We start from the raw sequence: 17119 nt of genomic DNA on the forward strand, positions 1-17119 counted from the left end.
GTCCTCGACCCCTGCCACGACACCGCGTCCGCCCTCACGCCGTCACAACGGCCTGAGCAGGGAGCTGTCCCCGTTCTTCCACGACCGGAGCAGGTGGTCGGCCAGCCGCTGCTCCAGCAGTTCGGTGGCCCGCACGCCGAACACGACCGACTCCGCCAGCTCCGGCTCCCGCCCGACCAGGTCCCCGACGACGTCGTGGCGCATGACCTGCTCGTGCACCGCGTCCGCCTCGATGTGCTCGGTGAAGAACTCGACGCAGTCCGGGTGCGCGCCCAGCCGCTCCAGCGCCTTGGCCATCCGGGCGGCGCTGGGCGCGGTGGTGATCTCGGCGGCGGCGAAGTGGCCGACCAGCGCGCCGCGCAGCCGCTGGTGCAGCCCGCACAGCGACATCAGGTTGACCGCCGCGAGCATCGGCGCCGGCACGTGGTCCAGGTAGTGCAGGTAGCCGGTCTCCAGGCCCGCGCCCGCCAGCAGCCGCGCGTAGAGCTGGGAGTGCATCCGGTCCCCGCGCCCGCCGCCGAACTCGTCGAACTCCACGGCCACCAGCGCGGCCTTCGCCGTGCCGCTGAGCCGGGGGATCACCCACGCGTGCGGGTCGGCCTCCTTGTGGTGGTAGATCGACCGGTGCACCAGGTACTCGCGCATCTGCCACCACTCGCCCTCGTCGCGCAGGTGGTGGCTCACGCCGGCGCCGTCGACCGGCTCCACGAGCAGCTCGCCCAGCACCTCGTCGACGGAGGGCCGGCCGGGCAGCTCGGCTTCCAGGGCGGCCAGGAACGTCCGTTCCAGCACGGCCCGCAGCCGCAGCAGCTCCGGCTCCCACTCCCAGTCCGGCGAGACGCCCCGGAAACCCCGGTAGTGCAGCTCGTAGCAGACGTGCAGGGCCAGCTGGAGGTCTTCGCCGAAGGGGTCGGCGGACCCCACCTCGGCCGGCGGCAGGGCGGCGGGCGGCGGGTCGGACCGCAGCGCCTCCACGACGGCGGCGGACAGGGGTCCGCGCGGAACGGGCAGCGTGGCCGTTTCCAGCCCGAGCAGTTGCGTCACGGTCGCGGGTTACCCGGTTCCGGGCCGGCGATGCACGCGGCGGCCAGCAGCTCGACCACCGCCGCCGGACCGCCGCCCGCCGCCGCGGCGCGCTGCCGCCGCGCGCCGCTGCCGCCCTCGACCGCCGACCACACCGGACCGGTGAAGGACACGTGCTCCACCAAGGACCGCAGCAGGTCGGCCGCGGGCACCGGGACACCGCGCCACGGGTCGACGCCGGGCCCGTCCAGGCCGTAGCGGGCGGCCGACCACACGGCGGCGGCCAGCACCTGGTCGTCGAGCCGCGGCGCTTCCCGCCCGGCGGCCAGGTCGTCCAGCGCCCGGTCCACCAGGGCCCGCGTCAGCTCGGCCTGCAGGACGGCGTCGGCCGCCGTGACCGCCGCGTCGGCGGCCCGCACCTCCACCGTCGGGTACTTCGGCGACGGCCTGGCCAGCCAGAACGTCATGCTCCCGTCCACCAGCACGCCGCACTCGGCCAGCCGCGCCACGGCCGCGTCGTGCTCGGCCGCCGAGGCGAACCGCGGCGGGACGCCCGAGCCGGGGAACCGGGCCTGCTGCACCATCCGCCAGCTGCCGAACCCGGTGTCCCGACCGGCCGAGAACGGCGAGTTCACCGACAGCGCCAGCAGGGTCGGCAGCCACGGGCGCAGGTGGTTGACCACGGCCACCGCGGTCTCCCGGTCCGGCACGCCGACGTGGACGTGGCAGCCGCAGCACTGGTAGTCGGCGACCTGGCCGCGGTAGAGGTCGGAGATGCGGGTGAACCGGTCGCCCCCGGTCGGCGGCGGCACCGGCCCGGCCAGGACGGGCGTGCCGGAGGGCACCACCAGCACGCCCTCCGCCGCGGCGGCGTCGACCAGCGCCCGGCGGCCCGCGAGCAGCTGCCCGTGCAGGTCGGCGGGCTCGGTGCACACGCCGCTGGCGAACTCGACCTGGGTGGCCAGCAGCTCGCGCTCGGCCTTGGCCCCGGCGGGCAGGGCGCCGACCCGCGCGAGCACGGCGTCGGCGCGCGCGGCGGTGCGGCACGTCGCCGGGTCCACGAGGAGGAACTCCTCCTCCACTCCGAGGGTCGACGCGCGCCGCGTCGGGGCGGCGGTCGTGGTCATCCGGGCTTCCATGCCGGTTACTGTCCACTGAACGGCGGCCCGGCGCACCCACCGGTCGATCACCGGCGGCCCGAGCGCCCGGCCGCCGGCCCCGGCCGCCGCCGGCTCGCGGCCGGGCGCTCGGGCCGCCTCGCGGGCTCCGGTCCGTGCGCGCGGACCGCGCCGGCTCCCCTGGGCGTGACCGGCTGCCGCCCGACGAGTGGCCCGCGAGAACTTTTCCAGCGCATTGCGCGGCAGCGCCACACGACACGCCCTCGTCGGATTGAACCCGTCACACGATCGCGGTCCACCTGCTGCGGATTTTCCGGATCCGAGGTGACCATGGGACGGCTTGGCCACATTCCAAGGAGGAACCCATGCGCAACATCTGTCGCTTGATCGCCGCGGGAGCGCTCACCGCGCCGCTCCTGATCGGCGCCGCAGGGCTGGCGTACGCCGACTCGGGGTTCAACCAGAGCAGCACCTACGCCGGGAACACCGGCGCCGCCGCGTACTCGGTCACGGCGGTCGCGGTCGACGGTGTCGCCCTCTACCAGGAGGAACTGGTGTACGCGGGCCCGTGGGGCGCCGGCACCTCCACCACCTCGGCGGCGGCCACCAACGGCGGGCACGGCGGCGGGCACGCGCAGGCGTACTTCTCCAACGAGCAGACCTTCGCCGGACCGCTCGGCGCTTACCAGGGGGAGACCAGCAGCGGCGTGAGCGGCTGACCGGCGACCGGGGCGGCGGCTCCGACCGATGGCGGCTCCGCTGCGCGCGGTGGAGCCGTTGTCGGACAACCGATGCGGTGCGCACCGCGGCCGAGCGGCCGTTCCCGCTCGGCCTGTTCGCGATTCCCCCGCGATGGCCGGGGAGGAGGGGAGCGCCACCGGGACCCGGTGCGGCGCGGTCGCGCGCCGGCGCCGGACCGCGTCGTTGACTCGCGCGCGGGCCGTGTCTATAAAGGTCCAGACCACGGGTGTGGGCCGCGACACCCCGGAGCCCACCGCTGCGAGGGGTGCCTGGCATGAGGAAACACCTGTCGGTCCTGGTCGCGGCCTGCGCGGTCGCCCTGTCCCCCGGCCACGCCCAGGCCCAGGCCCCGGCCGTGGCCGTGGCCGCCGCGTTCACCCAGGAGTCGGTGTGGAGCACCGGGTACGGCGGGCGGTTCACCCTGACCAACACCGGTGACGCCGACAGCACCGGGTGGGTCGTCGAGTTCGACCTCCCGGCCGGCACCAGCGTCACCAACTCCTGGAACGCCGTGCTCACCCGCACCGGGCAGCACTACCGGTTCGCCAACGCGGGCTTCAACGGCCGCCTCCGCCCCGGCGGCACGGCCGGCTTCGGGTTCAACACCACCGGCCTCGGCCTGCCCACCGGCTGCACCGTCGACGGCGTCGCGTGCGCGGGCGTCGGCCCGGCCCCCGACACCGAGCCGCCGGCCGCGCCGGGCGGACCCCGGGTCACCGGGGTGACGTCGGGCTCGGTGACGCTGGCGTGGGAGGCCGCCACCGACGACCGCGGCGTCACCGACTACCAGGTGCTGGACGGGACCGCGGTGGTCGCGACCAGCACCTCGACCTCGGCCACCGTCACCGGGCTGACGCCGGGCACCGCCTACGCGTTCACCGTCCGGGCGCGGGACGCGGCGGGCAACACCTCCGCCCCGAGCGCGCCGGTCGGCGCGACCACCAGCCCGTCCGACGGCGGGCCCGCGGTGGACGTCGCCACCGCCGCGCAGCTGCGCGCGGCCCTGGCCGCCGCCGTCCCCGGGCAGGTGATCCGGCTCGCGCCGGGCGTCTACCGGGGCTCGTTCGCGATCACCCGGCCCGGCGCCGCGACCGCCCCCATCACGCTCACCGGCCCCGCCGACGCGGTCCTGGTCAACGACGGCCCGTCCGGCTCCGGCCCGGCCTGCCCGACGCCGACGCCGGGCTGGGACCCCGGCTACGGGCTGTGGCTGCACGGCGCGCCGCACTGGAACCTGACCGGGTTCACCGTGCGGGAGTCCAAGAAGGGCATCGTCGTCGACGACTCCCACCACACGGTCATCTCCCGCGTGTCGGTGCACCACGTGGACGAGGAGGGCGTGCACTTCCGGCGCTCGTCGGCCGACAGCGTGCTGCGCGACTCGACCGTCACCGACACCGGCCTGGTGCAGCCCGGTTACGGCGAGGGCGTCTACATCGGCTCGGCGAACTCGAACTGGGGCTGCCACGGCAACTCCGGCGGCGTGGACCGCAGCGACCGGGTGCAGGTGGTCGGCAACCGGATCGGCCCGCGCGTCGCGGCGGAGGCGGTGGACGTCAAGGAGGGCACCTTCCACGGCGTGATCCGGGGCAACGCGTTCGACGGGTCCGGGCTGTCCGGCCAGAACTCGGCCGACTCGTGGGTCGACGTCAAGGGCATCGGCTACACCATCGAGGACAACACGGGCTCGTTCGCCTCCCCCGGCGTGTTCGCCAACGGGTACGAGACGCACAACCCCGCCACCACGCCGTCGTTCGCCAACGGCTGCGGCAACGTGTGGCGCGGCAACCGCTCGGACCTCGGCGGCGTCGGCCGGTACGCCATCAAGATCACGTCCACCTCGAAGTGCTCCGGACTCCCGAACGTGGTGCACGCGTCGAACTCCGTCACGCGGGCCGTCACCGGGCTGACCAACGTCCCGGTCACCCCCTGATCCCACGGGTCGCCGGCGCCGGGCGCCGCCGGCCGGGTCGTCGCACGCCGGCGGCGGTCCCCCGCCGCGCCACCGGCCGCCGCGCCGGGCGCCGGCGCTGCGCCGAGCGCCCCCGACGCGGTGGACCGCTCGACCGCGGGCCTCCCCCGAGTCGCCCAAACCGAACGGGTTGGTCCGTTTGCGCGGCAGGCGACGGGCGCGGCGGGCGCTAGCTTCAATGACCATGGCCCACATCCAGCTCGGCGTCGACGAGACCTTGTACCCGGGTATCACCGGTCTGCTGCGGTTCCGCCCCGAGGCGGCCGGGCCGCTCAACCAGTTGGCCGAGACCCTGTTGCGGGGCCCGCACACGTTGCCGCCCGGTGAGCGGGAGCTGATCGCCGCCTACGTGTCGGGGCTCAACCAGTGCCAGTTCTGCCGCGACGCGCACTCCGCGATCGCCGGCGAGCAGCTGGACGACGGGACGGCCCTGGTCAAGGAGGTGCTCGCCGACCTGTACGGCGCGCCCATCTCGGACAAGCTGCGGGCGCTGCTGCACATCGCGGCGGCGGTGCGCGAGTCCGGCCACAACGTCACCACCCAGCTGGTGGACGAGGCGCGCGCCGAGGGCGCCACCGACGTCGAGATCCACGACACGGTGCTGATCGCGGCGGCGTTCTGCATGTTCAACCGCTACGTCGACGGGCTGGCCACCGCGGTCCCGGAGTACCCCGACGTCTACTCCGCGCGGGCTCAGCACATCGTGGAGCACGGCTACGTCGGCCAGGAAGCCCCCGGGCACCCGACGGCTTGACCCCCGGCCCGCACCCGCCCCGGCTCGACCCGAGCCGGGGCGGGTGCGGCCCGCTCAGGGGGCCGCGCCGACCGCCCGGCGCACGCCGCGGGCGATCTCGACGTCCTCCCGCGCCCGGACCACCAGCACACCGACCGCGGCGCCCTCACGGCCGATCGGCGCGTCGCCGGAGCACTCCGCGTTGCGCCGCTCGTCCAGCTCGACGCCGAGGAACCCCAGCCCCTCCACCGCCCGCGCCCGCACCACCGCGTCGTGCTCGCCGATCCCGCCGGTGAACACCAGCGCGTCCAAGCCGCCCAGCGACGCCGCCATCGCCGCGACGCCCTGCCGCAGCCGGTGGACGAAGACCTCCAGCGCGAGGGCGGCGTCGCGGGAACCGGCCCCCGCCGACCGGTGCAGCTCCCGGAAGTCCGCGCTGCCGCCGAGGCCGAGCACGCCCGAGGCGTGCTCCAGCCCGTCCTCGAGGTCCGCCGCGCCCAGCTCGCCGTTGCGCAGCAACCACATCAGCAGCCCGGGGTCCACGTCGCCGCTCCTGGTGGCCATCACCAGGCCCGCCAGCGGCGTGAAGCCCATCGTCGTGTCGACCGAGCGCCCGTCCCGCACCGCCGCCAGCGAGCAGCCCGCGCCCAGGTGGCAGGTGACCACCCGCGAGCCGCCGGCCAGCTCCGCCGCGCGCCGCGACGCGTAGGCGTGCGACAGGCCGTGGAAGCCGTAGCGGCGCAGGCCCCACTCCCGCCGCCACCGCGCCGGCAGGGCGTAGGTGCGCGCCACCTCGGGCATGGTGTGGTGGAAGGCGGTGTCGAAGCACGCCACCTGCGGCACGTCCGGCAGGTGCGCGGTGACCGCGTCGATGCCGGCCAGCGCCCGCGGCTGGTGCAGCGGCGCGAGGTCGGTCAGCCGCTCGATCTCCGCGCGCGTCCCGGCGTCCACGACGACGGGCTCGCCGAAGCGCGGCCCGCCGTGCACCACCCGGTGGCCCACGGCGGTGATGCCCGGCGCGTCGGCGAGGAAGTCCGACACGCCGCCGGAGCCGTCCCACCGCTCGACGTGCTCCTGCGCCAGCACCGCGTCGTCCTCGGCCAGCACCGACAGCTTCAGGCTGGACGAGCCCGCGTTGACCACCAGCACCGCGCCCATCAGCGCCCGCTCCGCCGCGCCGGGCCCGTCGCTGCCCGCGCTCCCGTCAGTACGGCCACGTCCACTCCCGGACCTCGGGCAGGTCTTCGCCGTGCTCGCGGATCCAGGTGTGGTGGCGGTTGCGCTGGTCGGTCATGCGCTGGCGCAGCCCGGCGGCCCGCACGCCGAGGCCGGGGACGCGGTCGACGACGTCGATGACCAGGCGGTAGCGGTCCATGTCGTTGAGCACCAGCATGTCGAACGGCGTGGTGGTGGTGCCCTCCTCCTTGTAGCCGCGCACGTGGATGTTGTGGTGGTTGGCGCGGCGGTAGGTCAGGCGGTGGATCAGCCAGGGGTAGCCGTGGTAGGCGAAGATGACCGGCTTGTCCGGGGTGAACAGGGCGTCGAACTCCCGGTCGGGCATCCCGTGCGGGTGCTCGGTCTCCGGTTGCAGCCGCATCAGGTCCACCACGTTGACCACCCGCACCCGCAGTTCGGGCAGGTGCTCGCGCAGCAGGGCGGTGGCGGCCATGACCTCCAGCGTCGGCGCGTCGCCGGCGCAGGCCAGCACCACGTCCGGTTCGGACAACCCGTCGTCGGTGCCCGCCCAGTCCCAGATGCCCGCGCCGCGGGCGCAGTGCAGCGCCGCCTCCTGCGGGCCCAGCCAGTCCGGGGTGGGGTTCTTGCCCGCCACGATGACGTTGACGTAGTCGCGGCTGCGCAGGCAGTGGTCGGCCACCGACAGCAGCGTGTTGGTGTCCGGCGGCAGGTAGACGCGGACGACCTCGGCCTTCTTGTTCATGACGTGGTCGATGAACCCGGGGTCCTGGTGGGAGAAGCCGTTGTGGTCCTGCCGCCACACGTGCGAGGACAGCAGGTAGTTCAACGACGCCACCGGACGCCGCCACACCAGCCTGCGGTGCACCTTGAGCCACTTGGCGTGCTGGTTGAACATCGAGTCCACGATGTGGATGAACGCCTCGTAGCAGTTGAACACCCCGTGCCGCCCGGTCAGCAGGTAGCCCTCCAGGAAGCCCTGGCACAGGTGCTCCGAGAGCACCTCCACCACCCGACCGTCGTGCTCCAGGTGCTCGTCGGTCGGCAGCACCTGCGCCTGCCACTGCTTCGCGGTCACCTCGTACACCGCGTCCAACCGGTTGGAGGCCGTCTCATCCGGACCGAACAACCGGAAGTTGTCCTCCTCCGCGTTGAGCGTCAGCACGTCGCGCAGCATCCGGCCCAGCACGCGGGTGGGCTCGGAGTTCGTCGTGCCGTGCTTGGCCACCTCCACCGCGTGCGCCGCCACGCCCGGCAACCGCAGATCGCGCAGCAGCAGACCGCCGTTGGCGTACGGGGTGGCGCCCATCCGCAGCGGACCCTCCGGCGCCAGCTCCAGCAACTCCGGCTTCGGCCGGCCCTCGGCGTCGAACAGTTCCTGCGGCCGGTACGAGCGCAACCACCCCTCCAGGATCTTCAGGTGCTCGGGGTTGTCCCGCACGCCCGACAGCGGCACCTGGTGCGACCGCCACGTGCCCTCCACCGGCTTGCCGTCCACTTCGGACGGACCGGTCCAGCCCTTCGGGCTGCGCAGCACGATCATGGGCCACCGCGGTCGCTCGGTGTTTCCGGCGCGGGCGGCTTCCTGGATGCGCTTGATCTCGTCGAACACCTCGTCGAAGACCTCGGCCATGCGCGGGTGCATCACCTCCGGGTCGTCGCCCTCCACGTAGTGCGGCGCGTAGCCGTAGCCGCGCAGCAGCGCGTCCAGCTCCTCGTGCGGGACGCGCGCCAGGATCGTCGGGTTGGCGATCTTGTAGCCGTTGAGGTGCAGGATCGGCAACACCGCGCCGTCACGCACCGGATCCAGGAACTTGTTGCCGTGCCAGCTCGCCGCCAGCGGCCCGGTCTCCGCCTCGCCGTCACCCACGACGCACGCCACGACCAGGTCCGGGTTGTCGAACGCCGCGCCGAACGCGTGCGCCAGCGAGTACCCCAGCTCCCCGCCCTCGTGGATCGACCCCGGCACCTCCGGCGCCACGTGGCTGGGCACCCCGCCGGGGAAGGAGAACTGGCGGAACAACCGCCGCATCCCGTGCAGGTCCCGCTGCACGTCCGGGTAGTTCTCGCTGTAGGAGCCCTCCAGCCAGGTGTTGGCCAGCAGCGCCGGGCCGCCGTGCCCGGGACCGGTCACGAACAGCACCTCCTGCCCGTGCTCGCGGATCACCCGGTTCAGGTGCGCGTACACGAAGTTCAGGCCCGGCGTCGTGCCCCAGTGCCCCAGCAGCCGGGGCTTGATGTGCGCCGGCGCGAGGGGTTCGGTCAGCAGCGGGTTGTCCAGCAGGTAGATCTGCCCCGCCGACAGGTAGTTCGCGGCCCGCCAGTACGCGTCGACCAGCGACAGGTCCGTTCCGGTGTTCGACGACATCGCTCTCCCCTGGGCGTCGTGGCGTGGTCAGTCGGCGGCCGGCGGGCGGACCACGGCCAGCGGGCACGGCGCGTGGTGCACCAGGGTCTGGCTGGTCGACCCCAGCAGCATCCCCTTGAAACCGCCGCGGCCCCGGCTGCCGACGACGACGAGAGCGGCGCCCGCGGCGAGGGTCAGCAGCGCCCGCGCCGGCCGCTCGCGCACCACCACCCGGTCCACCCTGACATCCGGGAACTTCTCCTGCCACCCGGCGAGGCGTTCGGCCAGCACCCGGCGCTCCTCGTCCTCCACCTGCGCCCAGTCGGCGGTGATCCGGTCGCCGAACGGCCCGTCCACGGCGAACTCGCTCCACGCGTGCACGGCGACCAGGGTGGTGTCGCGCATCGACGCCGCCTCGAACGCGAACCCGATGGCCTGCTCGCTCGCGGGCGACCCGTCGATGCCGACCACGACCGGGCCTTCGGCGGGCGCCTCCTCGCGCACCACGACGACCGGGCACTCGCCGTGCGCCACGACGGCCACCGCGACCGAGCCGACGATCATCCCGGTGAACCCGCCCAGCCCGCGCGACCCGAGCACGACCAGGCGGGCGCGCTTGGACTCCCACACCATCGCGCCGGCCGCGCCCGAGTGCTCCAGCGACACCGAGACCTCCACGTCGGCGGTCCCGCGCGCGACGGACTCGGCCTCGGCCAGCCACTGCCTGCCCTGCTCCTCCAGCGCCCGGCGCACCTCGTACCCGCTCAGCACCACCTCCGGGTAGCCGCGGGAAGGCAGCAGGTAGGCGTGCACCAGCTTGAGCGGCACCCGGTGCCGGGCGGCCTCCGCGGCGGCCCACCGCACCGCCGCCGTCGACGAAGCCGAACCGTCCACCCCGACCACGATCGGAACTCCCATGGGTCAATCCTTTCCGAATCCACCGCGACCCGCGCGTCGACGGCACCGACGCTAGGCACGCCGGGGGCCGGCGGCAGCGGGCGGAGGTCCCGGTCCGACCGGGCCCTTGGACCGCGTCGGGACACCGGGTCGCCGTGCCGGCCACCGGACGGGTGAGGGGGAGCCGCCGGTCCCGGCCCGCCCGGGACCTTCGGCCGTGTGCGCGGGCCGCGCGGCGGCGGACAGTGGGTGTCGGCTGGATCGACCGGGTGAATGCGAGGTGGCGGCGGTGGACGGGACGACGACGGGCGAAGCGGTGGTGGACCCGACCGCGGCGGGCGGGGCGGCGAACGGGCTGACCGGGGCGCTCGGGCTGCCGCCGGAGGAGGTGGAGCGGGTGCTGGAGCTGGCCGCGCTCGCGCCGTCGGTGCACAACACCCAGCCGTGGCGGTTCCTCCCGGCGCACGACCGGATCGAGGTCCACCCGGACCTCACCCGGCGGCTGCCCGCGACCGACCCGGAGGACCGGGAGCTGCGGCTCGCCTGCGGCGCGGCCCTGTTCAACCTGCGGCTCGCGGTGCGGGCGCGCGGCATCCGGCCGCTGGTCTCGCTGCTGCCCGGCGGCGACGCGCTGGCGGCGGTGCGGCGCGGCGGCCGGCTCCCGGCCGACGAGGAGGTGCGGCGGCTGCTCGCGGCCGTGCCCGCGCGGCGGACCAACCGCAAGCCGTTCCGCGACGTGCCCGTGCCGGTGGCGCACCGGCGGGCGCTGGTGCGCGCGGCCGAGCGGGAGCGGTCGTGGCTGCACGTCGTCACCGGCCCCGAGCAGCGCTTCCGGCTCCAGCAGCTGGTCGCGAAGGCGCACCGGGCGCAGGCGGGCGACGAGCGCGTCCGGGCCGAGCTGGCCGCGTGGACCGGCCGCCGGTCCGGCGACGGCGTGCCGCCCGGGTCCGCCGGCGTCCGCCCCGCGCCGCAGGACGAGTGGGCGCTGCGCGACTTCGGGGCGGGTGAGCGCCCGCCGGGCAAGGACTACGAGCCCGACCCGCTGGTGGTCGTGCTGTGCTCGTTCTACGCCGGGCCGCCGGCCGAGCTGCAGACCGGCCAGGCCCTGCAGCGCGTGCTGCTGACCGCCACGTCGCTCGGGCTGTCCGCCTCGTTCCTGTCCCAGCCGGTCGAGGTGCGCCCGGTGCGCGACGAGCTGCGCCGCGCGCTGGGCGGCATGGTGGTCCCGCAGGCCGTGCTGCGCCTGGGGTTCGGCTCGCCCGTGCCGCGGTCGCCGCGCCGCGCCGTGCGCGACCTGCTGGTGGAGCGCGCCGCCCGCTGATCACCCCGGCGGCTAGGCTGGCCCCGTGCCACGTACCCGCCGCTACCGGCACGGCGTGCTGGAGGCCGAGGGGTTCCCCGTCGGCGACGTCGCCGACCACCTCGGGGACCGGGACGTCACCGTGTGGGTCGACCTGTGCGGCCCGTCGCCCGACGAGCTGGCGCGCCTGGCCGAGGAGCTGGGCCTGCACGAGCTGGCGGTGGAGGACGCGCTGCACCCGCACGAGCGCCCCAAGCTCGACCGGTACGACACGCACTGCTTCCTGTCCGCCTACGCCGTGCGGCTGGACGCCGACTCGGGGCGGCTGACCACCTCCGAGCTGTCGGCGTTCCTCACCCCGCGGGCGCTGGTGACGGTGCGCGCCGACGACGGGTTCGACGTGGACGCCCTCACCGCCCGGTGGGACTCCTCGCCGCGGCTGGCCCGCAGCGGCGTCGGCTTCCTCGCGCACGGGCTGCTGGACGCCGTGGTGGACGGCCACTTCGAGGCCGTCCAGGCGCTGGACGACCACATCGAGCACCTGGAGGACCTGATCTTCGCCGACCACCCGGACGACCGCGAGGTGCAGCGCCGCGGGCTGGCGCTGCGCAGGTCGCTGGTCACGCTGCGGCGGGTGGTGCTGCCGATGCGCGAGGTGGTCAACGGCCTGATGCGCCACGACGTCGTGGACACCACGATGATGCCCTACTACCAGGACGTCTACGACCACGTGCTGCGCGCGACGGAGTGGACCGAGTCGCTGCGGGAGACGGTCGCCACCATCCGGGAGACCCAGCTCAACATCCAGGGCAACCGGCTGAACCTGATCATGAAGAAGGTGACGGGCTGGGCGGCGGTGATCGCGGTGCCCACCGCGATCACCGGGTTCTACGGGCAGAACGTGCCCTACCCCGGCGCGGACCAGCCGTGGGGCTTCTGGGTGTCGACCGCCGCGATCCTGGGCGTGTCCGGCGGGCTGTACGCGCTGTTCAAGCGCCGCGACTGGCTCTGACGCGGTGCGCGACCTGCCCCCTGGGCCGGTTGTGAGCGCGGCTTGGCCGGGCCGGCGCCGACGGCGGTGGGTGCGGCTCCCGGTCCGACCGGCGTGGCGCCGGTGGCCGGGCTCGTCCGGCCGGCGCGTGCTCAGGGCTTGCGCCCCACCGCGGCCAGCAGCGACGCGTGCGACGGCGGGCCGGTGACGAGGGAGATGCCCTCCTCCGGCCGCCACTGCGAGGTGTAGACCAGGCCGGGCTCCACCACCTCCAGGCCGTCGAACAGCCCGGCGATCCACTCCCGCGAGCGCGCGACGCCCGCCGAGGACGTGGTCTTCGACAGCTCCACCAGGTCGCTCACCTCGCGGCCGGTGTCGCCGTCGTCGGCCAGGTGCGACAGCACGAGGTGACTGCCGGGCGGCACGGCGTCCAGGTAGGCCGCGACGGTGGCCGCCGCCCGGTCCGCGTCCAGCACGAAGTGCAGCGACGAGGCCAGCACGACGGCCACCGGGCGGTCGAGGTCCAGCAGCCGCCGCGTGGTGGGGTGCCCGAGGACGTGGTCCGGGTCCGCGAGGTCGGCCTCCACGACGCCCGCGTGCGGCACGCCCGCGAGGACCACCTCGCAGTGCGCCACCGCGACCGGCTCGCGGTCGACGTAGACGACCCGGCTCGTCGGGTCCTGCCGCCGGGCCAGCTCGTGCACGCCGAGCCCCGTGGGCATCCCGGAGCCCAGGTCGAGGAACTGCCGGGCGCCGTCGGCCGCGCAGTAGCGCACGGCCCGGCCGAGGAAGCGCCGGTTGTGCCGGGCCAGGTCCCGCACCCAGGGCATCGCCTCCACCGCCCGGCGCGCGAACTCCCGGTCGACGGCGAAGTTCCGGTTGCCGCCCAGCAGGTAGTCGTACACCCGGGCCGGGTTGGCGCGCTGGACGTCGACGTGGCGCGGAACCCACTCCCCGGCGCTCACCGTGTTCATCTCCCACCAATGGGTCGACGGATGCGCGGAAAGCGTAGTGGTCGCTGGTCAACCACCCGGTTGCCAGTACACGATCGGGCGAGAATCCCTACCTGAAAGAATGCAGGAATACTACGGTAACGGTCCGCATTATGCGTAATGTCCCGCTCGCCTTCCCCGAAAGGGCGCTCGGCGCGTCGCGATCGCGCAAGGCGCCGTCACCTCCGCCGGCCGCGCGGCCCCGGTGACCGGCCGGCCGCGCCGAGGGGGCCGGTCACTTCTCCCGGTCCAGCGAGCCCCACTCGCCGTCGTGCCGCCGCACCAGCTCCTCGCACTGCCGCAGCACGTCCTCGGAGACCCACGCGACGGGCTCCTCGCAGCGCACCAGCGGCTCGTTGTCCGGTCCGCGCCCGGCCTCCGACCCGACCAGCAGCCACGGCCGGACGCCGGGCCCGCGCCGCCGCGGCAGGTGGCGGTAGTCGTACAGGCGGCGCGCCACCCACACCTTCAGCGACCGGTCGCCCCACCACGGCTCGACCGCCAGCGGGTTCGCGGACAGGCCGGGCAGGCGGATCCCGGTCAGCCCGTCCCTGCTGCACCCGCCGGCGTCCACCTCCGGCCCCCTGGACCAGCGCACGAACAGCTCCGACCCGCGCTCCTCGACCAGCTGCACCAGCTCGGCGAGGTCGGTCAGCGTGCGCATCTCCTGCGGATCGTCTGTGCCCATGTCGGGGGCATTGCCCGCCCCGCCCGGTTCAAACGCCGCCACCACGGGTACGTGGTGCCCATGCCTCGCGAAACGGTGACCGCCGCCCACTCGCTGTGGACGGCCGACCTGCCCGACAACGCCTACCCCGCGGTCCGCGACACCCGCGTCGACGTCGCGGTGGTCGGCGGCGGCATCGCCGGGGTGACCACGGCGCTGCGCCTCAAGCGGGCGGGCCTGACCGTGGCCGTCGTGGAGGCCGACCGGGTCGGCGGCGGGGTCAGCGGCAACAACACCGCCAAGGTGACCGCCCTGCAGTCCACCGTCTACTCCACCATCACCGACAAGCACGGCACGGGCGCGGCGGCCGACTACGCGACGGCCAGCCTCGCCGGCGTCGCCGAGGTCGCCGCCCTGGCCGGTTCGGTGGACTGCGACCTGCGCCGCGCGCCCGCCTACACCTACGCGTTCGGCCCGGACGAGCTGCCCGCCGTCGAGCACGAGGGCCTGGCCGCCGCGCGGGCGGGTCTGCCGGTCGACCGCGACCGCGGCGAGGGCATGGGCGTGCCGTTCGAGGTCTACGGCGCGGTCCGGCTGGACGACCAGCTGGCCCTGCACCCCGTGCGCTACGTGCGGGGCCTGGCGGCCCTGGTCGACGGCGACGGCAGCCACGTGTTCGAGCACAGCCGCGCCACGCACGTCTCCGAGGGCTCCCCGTGCCGGGTGCACACCGCGACCGGCGACGTCACCGCGGACCGCGTCGTGATCGCCACCCACTACCCGATCCTGGACCGCGGCGTCTACTTCGCCCGCCTGGAGCCGACGCGCTCCTACTGCGTGGCCGTCGGCCTGCGCTCCGGCGCGCCGCCCACCGGCCTGGCGATCAGCGCCGGCAGCCCGTCGTGGTCCCTGTCGGCCTACCGCGACCAGCTGATCGTGTGCGGCCAGGGCCACCCGACCGGTGACCGGCCCGGCGAGCCCTACGCCGTGCTGGAGGCGTTCGCGCGCGAGCACTGGGACGTCGAGGAGGTCACCCACCGCTGGTCCGCCCAGGACCCGAGCGCCTACGACCAGCTGCCCATGGTCGGCCCGTACACGCCCGGCTCGACCCGGCTGTTCGTCGCGACCGGCTTCATGAAGTGGGGCCTGTCCGGCGGCACGTTCGCGGCGATGCTGCTGTCCGACCTGATCACCGGCGTGGACAACCCGTGGGCGGCGCGGTTCAGCCCGCACCGCTTCTCCCTCAAGTCCGCGCCCAAGCTGCTGGAGCTCAACGGCAGGACCGCGGCCAGCATGGTCGGCGACCGCCTGCGCCCGCCGGACACGCGGGACCTCGCCGACGTGCCGCGCGGCCAGGCGCGGGTGGTCGGCAAGTCGGGCGTCTACCGCGACGAGGACGACACCCTGCACGCGGTCTCGCTGCGCTGCACCCACCTGGGCTGCCTGGTGCGGTTCAACGACGCCGAGCGCAGCTGGGACTGCCCGTGCCACGGCTCCCGCTTCGACGTGGACGGCAACGTCCTGGAGGGCCCGGCCACCAAGCCGCTCACCCGCCACGACGTCGACTGCTGACCCGGCCGGACCTCCCCGAACCGGTGGAGGGGATCTTCCCTCCTGGGCGCGGGGGTTCCCCCGTGCTGCGTCACACCACCCTCGTCGGCGCCTCGTGCGCGCCGTTCCTGCCGGGCGGGTCGGACCGGCCGGTCGTCGGGCGCGCGGCGGGCGATGCCGCACGGCGCGCGCCCGCGCCGCGTCATCACGTGAACTCCCACGGCGAGGCCGGGAAGGCGCACCCGTCGCGCACCAGCGCGCGGGCGAAGCGCGGGTCGCGGGCCAACGCCGCCAGGTCCGTGCACACCGGCACGCGCAGCGGCGCGGTGCACCGGCCGCGCGACCGGGCGTTGAGCCGGGACGCCGCCGACAGCAGCGACGTCTCCACCGACTGGCCGCGGCCCGTCCGCACCCGCCGCAGCAGCGCGGCCACGACCCCGTGCGCCGCGACCAGCCCGCCGAACACGTCGACGACCGTCATCAGCGTGGGCGGCACCCCGGCGTGCGCCTGCACCGCGAAGTCCGTGCCCAGCGGCGGTTTCGGGCCCAGCTCGTCACCCCAGCCCGACGCGTGGGCGTGCACGACGCCCGGCCGCACGCGCGCGACGTCCTTGGCGCGCAACGACCACGCCGCCGCCTTGCCGGGCGCCCAGTCGTGCAGGAACACGTCGGCCCCCGACGCCAGCTCCAGCACCGCGCGCCGCCCGGCGACGGTCGACAGGTCGGCCTGCCGGACCTCCTTGCCGCGGTTGAGCGCCAGGAACCGGGCCGAGCAGCCGCCCACCAGCGGCGGCGCCCCGCGCGCCGGGTCGCCGCCCGGCGGTTCCACCCGCACCACCGACGCGCCGAGCAGGCCGAGCAGGTGCCCGGCCAGAGGGCCCTGCACCCGGCGGCACGACTCCAGCACCACCAGGCCGGACAGCGGCAGCGGCCCGGCCGGCGGCGGCAGCGGCGGCGCGCCGCCCAGCGAGGCCAGCCGGTACGGGGGCAGGTGCCCGACCACCCGCGACGACACCCGGACCAGGCTCATCCCGGTCGCCCTCGCGGCGTTCTCCAGCACGTGGATCGCCGTGCGCGAGGTCAGGGCGGTCAGCTCCGCGGGCAGCGGGCACGTCGCGGTGGCGTACCGGTGCGGGAACGGCCGCCAGCCGCGCTCCACGACCCGCCCGGCCGCGCCCAGCGCGGCCCAGAACCGCCGCCACACCCGCGCGTCGGGCGCCTCCAGCTCGAAGGGCACCCCGTCGGCGGACACGAACGGCGGGCCGCCGGGCAGGAACGGCTCGGGCCACCGCTCGGCCGTCGCGGTCGCCAGGTACTGCGCCACCGCCAGCAGCGCGGCCTGCGCGACCGACGTGGTGGCCCGCCGCAGCGCGACGCCCCGCGCCCGCGCCAGCTCGACCGCGGCGGCGCCGGTCGCGGCCAGCTCCGCCGCGACGATCGACGCGTAGTCCAGCCCCAGCCGGGTCGGGCGGCCGAACCGGCGGCCGTGGACGTGCATGAGCCCGCACGCCGCCTGCACGTCCAGCTCGCCGCCCATCGGCAGGGCGACCGGCCCCGACCAGTCGACGGCCCGCGGCGCGGCGAGGGTCATGC

General features: G+C 75.3%; 14 protein-coding genes. 6 read left to right on the plus strand and 8 right to left on the minus strand.

Features of this window, described 5'->3' with window-relative positions; translation table 11 throughout:
- Positions 1 to 42 precede the first annotated feature (42 nt).
- Together JOE68_RS00475 and JOE68_RS00480 are read right to left on the minus strand one after the other, a co-directional pair.
- Positions 43 to 1044, minus strand: coding sequence for an iron-containing redox enzyme family protein (locus JOE68_RS00475; RefSeq protein WP_204840362.1), 1002 nt, complete (start codon positions 1042 to 1044; stop codon positions 43 to 45).
- On the minus strand, positions 1041 to 2150 hold the full coding sequence (locus JOE68_RS00480) for a carboxylate-amine ligase (RefSeq protein WP_204840363.1): 1110 nt from the start codon (positions 2148 to 2150) through the stop codon (positions 1041 to 1043). Before JOE68_RS00480 ends, JOE68_RS00475 begins: the two co-directional genes overlap by 4 nt.
- 356 nt (positions 2151 to 2506) lie before the next feature.
- Here JOE68_RS00480 and JOE68_RS00485 point away from each other — a divergent pair, with 356 nt between their 5' ends.
- From JOE68_RS00485 to JOE68_RS00495, 3 genes are all read left to right on the plus strand, one after another.
- Entirely contained in the window at positions 2507 to 2860 is a 354-nt protein-coding gene (locus tag JOE68_RS00485) for a hypothetical protein (protein WP_204840364.1), read from the plus strand.
- 296 nt (positions 2861 to 3156) lie between these two features.
- Entirely contained in the window at positions 3157 to 4815 is a 1659-nt protein-coding gene (locus JOE68_RS00490) for a cellulose binding domain-containing protein (RefSeq protein WP_204840365.1), read from the plus strand.
- Between the two features lie 223 nt (positions 4816 to 5038).
- Positions 5039 to 5608 (plus strand): carboxymuconolactone decarboxylase family protein, encoded by a 570-nt coding sequence (locus JOE68_RS00495; RefSeq protein WP_204840366.1) that lies wholly within the window; start codon positions 5039 to 5041, stop codon positions 5606 to 5608.
- A 54-nt stretch (positions 5609 to 5662) separates the two neighbouring features.
- On the opposite strand, the gene JOE68_RS00500 is transcribed toward JOE68_RS00495, so the two are convergent.
- Genes JOE68_RS00500 through JOE68_RS00510 form a run of 3 tightly spaced genes read right to left on the minus strand, consistent with a single transcriptional unit; the run spans position 5663 to position 10046 of the window.
- Entirely contained in the window at positions 5663 to 6745 is a 1083-nt protein-coding gene (locus JOE68_RS00500) for an acetate/propionate family kinase (RefSeq protein ID WP_204840367.1), read from the minus strand.
- Between the two features lie 46 nt (positions 6746 to 6791).
- Positions 6792 to 9149 (minus strand): phosphoketolase family protein, encoded by a 2358-nt coding sequence (locus tag JOE68_RS00505; protein WP_204840368.1) that lies wholly within the window; start codon positions 9147 to 9149, stop codon positions 6792 to 6794.
- Positions 9150 to 9176: 27 nt separating this feature from the next.
- Entirely contained in the window at positions 9177 to 10046 is an 870-nt protein-coding gene (locus JOE68_RS00510) for a universal stress protein (protein WP_204840369.1), read from the minus strand.
- 268 nt (positions 10047 to 10314) lie between these two features.
- Between JOE68_RS00510 and JOE68_RS00515 the strand changes: the two genes are divergently transcribed.
- Positions 10315 to 11346, plus strand: coding sequence for an Acg family FMN-binding oxidoreductase (locus JOE68_RS00515; protein WP_346039124.1), 1032 nt, complete (start codon positions 10315 to 10317; stop codon positions 11344 to 11346).
- A gap of 25 nt (positions 11347 to 11371) precedes the next feature.
- Positions 11372 to 12337: a magnesium transporter CorA family protein gene (locus JOE68_RS00520; RefSeq protein WP_204840370.1), complete on the plus strand. Its 966-nt coding sequence runs from the start codon at positions 11372 to 11374 to the stop codon at positions 12335 to 12337.
- Between the two features lie 131 nt (positions 12338 to 12468).
- Here the strand turns inward: JOE68_RS00520 and JOE68_RS00525 are convergent, their stop codons facing one another.
- Both JOE68_RS00525 and JOE68_RS00530 read right to left on the minus strand, forming a co-directional pair.
- Positions 12469 to 13290 (minus strand): SAM-dependent methyltransferase, encoded by an 822-nt coding sequence (locus tag JOE68_RS00525; protein ID WP_204840371.1) that lies wholly within the window; start codon positions 13288 to 13290, stop codon positions 12469 to 12471.
- A 253-nt stretch (positions 13291 to 13543) separates the two neighbouring features.
- Positions 13544 to 13996, minus strand: coding sequence for a DUF6098 family protein (locus tag JOE68_RS00530; protein ID WP_239562074.1), 453 nt, complete (start codon positions 13994 to 13996; stop codon positions 13544 to 13546).
- 60 nt (positions 13997 to 14056) lie between these two features.
- Between JOE68_RS00530 and JOE68_RS00535 the strand changes: the two genes are divergently transcribed.
- Positions 14057 to 15547 carry an FAD-dependent oxidoreductase gene (locus JOE68_RS00535; RefSeq protein ID WP_204840372.1) on the plus strand — a complete coding sequence of 497 codons (1491 nt, stop codon included), beginning with the start codon at positions 14057 to 14059 and terminating at the stop codon, positions 15545 to 15547.
- Positions 15548 to 15731: 184 nt separating this feature from the next.
- Here JOE68_RS00535 and JOE68_RS00540 read toward each other — a convergent pair whose 3' ends face one another.
- Positions 15732 to 17117 carry a CoA transferase gene (locus tag JOE68_RS00540; RefSeq protein WP_204840373.1) on the minus strand — a complete coding sequence of 462 codons (1386 nt, stop codon included), beginning with the start codon at positions 17115 to 17117 and terminating at the stop codon, positions 15732 to 15734.
- Positions 17118 to 17119: the final 2 nt, after the last annotated feature.

This window comes from Saccharothrix algeriensis (genome assembly GCF_016907655.1).
Lineage (GTDB): Bacteria > Actinomycetota > Actinomycetes > Mycobacteriales > Pseudonocardiaceae > Actinosynnema > Actinosynnema algeriense.

Excerpts from the sequence above, each read along its gene's own strand:
- JOE68_RS00530 (WP_239562074.1), bottom strand. The coding sequence starts at position 13,996 with ATGGGCACAGACGATCCGCAGGAGATGCGCACGCTGACCGACCTCGCC.
- JOE68_RS00495 (WP_204840366.1), top strand. The coding sequence starts at position 5,039 with ATGGCCCACATCCAGCTCGGCGTCGACGAGACCTTGTACCCGGGTATC.
- JOE68_RS00490 (WP_204840365.1), top strand. The coding sequence starts at position 3,157 with ATGAGGAAACACCTGTCGGTCCTGGTCGCGGCCTGCGCGGTCGCCCTG.
- JOE68_RS00485 (WP_204840364.1), top strand. The coding sequence starts at position 2,507 with ATGCGCAACATCTGTCGCTTGATCGCCGCGGGAGCGCTCACCGCGCCG.
- JOE68_RS00535 (WP_204840372.1), top strand. The coding sequence starts at position 14,057 with ATGCCTCGCGAAACGGTGACCGCCGCCCACTCGCTGTGGACGGCCGAC.
- JOE68_RS00525 (WP_204840371.1), bottom strand. The coding sequence starts at position 13,290 with ATGAACACGGTGAGCGCCGGGGAGTGGGTTCCGCGCCACGTCGACGTC.
- JOE68_RS00540 (WP_204840373.1), bottom strand. The coding sequence starts at position 17,117 with ATGACCCTCGCCGCGCCGCGGGCCGTCGACTGGTCGGGGCCGGTCGCC.
- JOE68_RS00500 (WP_204840367.1), bottom strand. The coding sequence starts at position 6,745 with ATGGGCGCGGTGCTGGTGGTCAACGCGGGCTCGTCCAGCCTGAAGCTG.
- JOE68_RS00510 (WP_204840369.1), bottom strand. The coding sequence starts at position 10,046 with ATGGGAGTTCCGATCGTGGTCGGGGTGGACGGTTCGGCTTCGTCGACG.
- JOE68_RS00480 (WP_204840363.1), bottom strand. The coding sequence starts at position 2,150 with ATGACCACGACCGCCGCCCCGACGCGGCGCGCGTCGACCCTCGGAGTG.
- JOE68_RS00505 (WP_204840368.1), bottom strand. The coding sequence starts at position 9,149 with ATGTCGTCGAACACCGGAACGGACCTGTCGCTGGTCGACGCGTACTGG.